Source organism: Streptomyces phytophilus, from assembly GCF_013870535.1.
Classification (GTDB): domain Bacteria; phylum Actinomycetota; class Actinomycetes; order Streptomycetales; family Streptomycetaceae; genus Streptomyces; species Streptomyces phytophilus.
This window is the reverse complement of record NZ_JACBXC010000484.1, coordinates 1-4249: the sequence shown is the minus strand read 5'-3', so window position 1 is coordinate 4249 and position 4249 is coordinate 1. Positions and strand designations below refer to the sequence as shown.

At 71.7% G+C, this 4249-nt stretch carries 5 protein-coding genes; 4 read left to right on the top strand and 1 reads right to left on the bottom strand.

Annotated elements, in window-relative coordinates; all coding sequences use genetic code 11:
• Nucleotides 1-668, top strand: a 668-nt coding sequence (gene mutM / locus H5J30_RS19720) for a bifunctional DNA-formamidopyrimidine glycosylase/DNA-(apurinic or apyrimidinic site) lyase (protein ID WP_181788734.1), incomplete at its 5' end; no start/stop codon positions are given.
• Nucleotides 669-701: 33 nt separating this feature from the next.
• Here mutM and H5J30_RS19715 read toward each other — a convergent pair.
• Nucleotides 702-1712 carry a CAP domain-containing protein gene (locus H5J30_RS19715; RefSeq protein WP_181788733.1) on the bottom strand — a complete coding sequence of 337 codons (1011 nt, stop codon included), beginning with the start codon at nucleotides 1710-1712 and terminating at the stop codon, nucleotides 702-704.
• A gap of 145 nt (nucleotides 1713-1857) precedes the next feature.
• Here H5J30_RS19715 and H5J30_RS19710 point away from each other — a divergent pair, with 145 nt between their 5' ends.
• The 3 genes from H5J30_RS19710 to H5J30_RS19700 form a co-directional block, all read left to right on the top strand.
• Nucleotides 1858-2139: an acylphosphatase gene (locus H5J30_RS19710; RefSeq protein WP_181788732.1), complete on the top strand. Its 282-nt coding sequence runs from the start codon at nucleotides 1858-1860 to the stop codon at nucleotides 2137-2139.
• Nucleotides 2140-2427: 288 nt separating this feature from the next.
• Complete coding sequence (locus H5J30_RS19705) at nucleotides 2428-2628, top strand: hypothetical protein (protein ID WP_018839639.1); 201 nt, start codon at nucleotides 2428-2430, stop codon at nucleotides 2626-2628.
• A 245-nt stretch (nucleotides 2629-2873) separates the two neighbouring features.
• On the top strand, nucleotides 2874-4249 hold a 1376-nt coding region (locus tag H5J30_RS19700), incomplete at its 3' end, for a chromosome segregation SMC family protein (protein ID WP_181788731.1).

Below are 4249 nucleotides of genomic sequence, written 5' to 3'. Positions count from 1 at the left end.
TGTGGCTGCCGCTGGCCGACGGGCCCGAGTCGGTGCTCGCGCACCTCGGGATGAGCGGCCAGCTGCTGGTCCGGCCGGAGGCGGCGCCGGACGAGAAGCACCTGCGGATCCGGGTCCGCTTCGCGGACGAGACGGGCACGGAGCTGCGCTTCGTCGACCAGCGCACGTTCGGCGGGCTCTCGCTGCACCCGAACGCCGCCGGCGGACTGCCCGACGTCATCGCGCACATCGCCCGCGACCCGCTCGACCCGGAGTTCGACGACGCGGCGTTCCACGCGGCGCTGCGCGGTAGCCGGACCACGATCAAGCGGGCGCTGCTGAACCAGTCGCTGATCAGCGGAGTCGGCAACATCTACGCGGACGAGGCGCTGTGGCGCTCCCGCCTCCACTACGAGCGCCCCACCGCCGGCTTCACCCGCCCCCGTACCGCGGAACTGCTGGGGCACGTCCGCGCGGTGCTGAACGCCGCGCTCGACGTCGGCGGCACGAGCTTCGACAGCCTCTACGTCAACGTCAACGGCGAGTCGGGCTACTTCGCCCGCTCGCTGGACGCGTACGGCCGCGAGGACGAACCCTGCCGCCGCTGCGGCACCCCGATCCGCCGCCGCCCGTGGATGAACCGCTCCAGCTACTTCTGCCCCCGCTGCCAGCGCCCCCCGCGCCCCTGACGCGGACGGCAGGCGCCGGGGCGCCGAGTCGCCTCAGAAGCCGAAGTTCTGGGTCCACCAGGGGCCGCCGTCGGCGAAGTGCGCGCCGACGCCCAGGGTGCGGAAGTCGCAGTTCAGTATGTTCGCGCGGTGGCCTTCGCTGTTCATCCAGGCGTCCATCACCGACTGCGCGTTGGCCTGGCCGCGGGCTATGTTCTCCCCGCCGAGGTCCGCTATGCCGTAGTCCTGCGCGCGCTCCCACGGGTCGTTCCCGTCGGGGTCGGTGTGGTCGAAGAAGCCGCGCTGGGCCATGTCCTGGCTGTAGTCGCCGGCCAGCTTCGCCAGTTCCGGGTCGTTCGTCAGCGGGCGGCAGCCCGCCTGCGCGCGCTCCTGGTTGACCAGCCGCAGCACCTCCGCCTCCGCGGCGGTGGTGGCGTCGGCGGTGGCGGTCGGCTTCGCGGAGCGGGTGGGCTCGGAGGTCTCCGACTTCGTCGGGGACGGCGACTCGGACTGCGTACGGGACGGGCTCGGGGCCTTCGACGACGGCTCGGTGGACTCCGGCTTCTCGCGCTCGGGCGCAGACGTCGACGGCGAAGCGCTCTTCGACTCCTTGTCCCGCCCGCCGTCCTTGCCCGCGGCCTTCTTCGCGTCCGGCGTCCCGCTCTCCGTCCGGTCCGCGCCGCGGCTCGCGGACGGCAACGCCTCCCGCGTCGGCAGGTCCGAGGAGCCCTGCGTGCTCGGCGAGGGCGGATCGCCCGCCTCCACGTGCTCGGCGGGACCGCCGGTGCCGCGGTCGAGGTCGAAGCCGCTGCCGAGGACGCCGGAGGCCATCGCCACCGCGCCGACGGCCAGCGCGGCCGACGTACCGAGCATCCCCGCCCTGGCGGGGCTCTGCCTGCGGTGCTGCCCCCGCGTCCGGCCGGCGCCGTGCGCCTCGCGGTCGGTGTACGGCTCGTGGGGCTCGAACGAGTCGTAAGAGCTGTACCCGTCGTATGAGCCGTATGCGCCGGGGCTGTCCCGGCGGCCTGTCGGGGGCTGCGGCTCCGAGCGTCTGTGGCGGCCCATTCGGCTGACCCCTCACGTCCGGCGACAACAACTACTGCGCATACGCCACTCGCACACACGAGTGATATTTCTGTCGGCAGACTGTACGCCATGCCCCCCGCACCTCACGTGCCCGTGGGCCGATCGTCCGGATAACGTGCGTCACATGAGTACAGACGTCCGCATGACGGCATGGGTGCGCGGGGTGGTCCAGGGGGTCGGATTCCGCTGGTTCACCCGCGCCCGCGCGCTGGAGATCGGCGGCCTCAGCGGCTTCGCCGCGAATCTCGCGGACGGCCGGGTCCAGATCGTCGCCGAGGGTCCGCGAGCGCGGTGCCAGGAGTTGCTGGAGTGGCTGCGGTCCGCCGACACGCCGGGGCGCGTGTCGGGTGTGACGGAGATCTGGGACGAGCCGCGCGGCGGATATCACTCGTTTGCCATCCGCTGAGCACGCTCCGCCATAAGGGCTGGTCCGGCAGGGATGACCAGCGGGTTGCCAACGGCATCCGGCCGTGCGAAGCTCTCACACCAGACGGGTCCTGCCACTCCCCGCGGCCTGCAATTGCACCTGCCGCGCCCGATACGGGGTGTGATCGTGTTGACCGTCAAACTATTTGGTGAGACGCTTGAAGCCCCGCGCACCCTAGCTGTTTGTGCCATGGGCAGACACGCGGGTGCGAATCCCTCACGACCCACACCGCTCGGTCGGTCACATCAGTGTGGAGGACCTTCAATCATGGCAAAGGCGCTTCTCGGTTACGTCGGCGGCACTGACCCGCGACTCCTCGCCGAGATGCGACGGCTGCAGCAGCGTGTCCAGGATCTGGAGTCGGAGCTCGTCCGCGTCCAGGCCGAGAACGACATGCTCGCCGCCGCCGCTGCTCACAACAGCGAGTCACTGCTCGACGTATCCCAGGCGGAGCCTGCGCTTACCTGACAATCATGCGAGAACCGTCAGGTCTGCACCTCAACCGCTTGAGATAACTGTCAAGGGACGCTTAACCGCGTCCCTTCGTCGTTTCTCCACCGCTCTTACGGATACCCCGGGAGGGAACCCGCCTTGGAGCCGGCACCCCGGGGGGTGATGCTCAGTAATTGATGTGCCCCGGCGGTTACCCAGTGAAACCGGCTTGCGCGATAGAGTCTCCGCCACATGTTTCGTCGCCGGAGGAGAGCTCGCCAGTGCACTTGAAGGGCCTCACGCTCCGGGGGTTCAAATCCTTCGCCTCCGCCACCACCCTCCGCTTCGGGCCGGGTATCACCTGCGTCGTCGGCCCGAACGGCTCGGGGAAGTCCAACGTGGTGGACGCGCTGTCCTGGGTGATGGGGGAGCAGGGGGCGAAGTCCCTCAGGGGCGGCAAGATGGAGGACGTCATCTTCGCCGGGACCACCGGCCGGCCGCCGCTCGGCCGCGCCGAGGTCTCGCTGACGATCGACAACTCCGACGGCGCGCTGCCCATCGACTACGCCGAAGTGACCATCACCCGGACGATGTTCCGCAGCGGCGGCAGCGAATACCAGCTCAACGGCGACACCTGCCGCCTCCTCGACATCCAGGAACTGCTGTCCGACTCCGGCATCGGCCGCGAGATGCACGTCATCGTCGGCCAGGGGCAGCTCGACTCCGTCCTGCACGCCGACCCGTCGGGCCGCCGCGCCTTCATCGAGGAGGCCGCCGGCGTCCTCAAGCACCGCAAGCGCAAGGAGAAGGCGCTGCGCAAGCTGGACGCGATGCAGGCCAACCTCGCCCGCGTCCAGGACCTCAGCGACGAACTGCGCCGCCAGCTCAAGCCGCTGGGCCGGCAGGCCGCCGTCGCCCGCCGGGCCGCCGTCATCCAGGCCGACCTGCGCGACGCCCGGCTGCGGCTCCTCGCCGACGACCTCGTCACCCTGCGCGCGGCACTCTCCGCCGAGATCGCCGACGAAGCGGCCCTCAAGGAACGCAAAGAGGCCACCGAGGCTCAGCTGACCGCCGCCCGCACCCGCGAGTCCGCCCTGGAGGAGCAGGTACGCGCCCTCACCCCGCGGCTCACCGAGGCCCAGGGCGCCTGGCACGAACTCGGCCAGCTCGCCGAGCGGGTACGCGGCACCGTCAGCCTCGCCGACGCCCGCGCCAAGCACGCCACCGCCGCGCCCGAGGAGGAGCGGCGCGGGCGCGACCCGGAGGACCTGGAGCGCGAGGCCGAGCGCATCCGGCAGCAGGAGGCCGAGCTCGAAGCGGCCCTGGAGGCCGCCGAACGGGCGCTGGAGGACACCGTCGCCCACCGCGCCGAGCTGGAGCGCGAACTCGCCGCCGAGGAGCGGCGGCTGAAGGACGCCGCCCGCGCCGTCGCCGACCGCCGCGAACGGCTCGCCCGGCTCAGCGGCAAGGTCACCGCCGCCCGCGGCCGCGCCGCCTCCGCGCAGGCCGAGATCGACCGGCTCGCCACCGCCCGCGACGAGGCCGAGGAGCGCGCCGCCGTCGCGCAGGAGGCGTACGAGACGCTGAAGGCCGAGGTCGACGGGCTGGACGAGGGCGACAGCGAACTGGCCGCACAGCAGGAGGCGGCGAAGAGCGC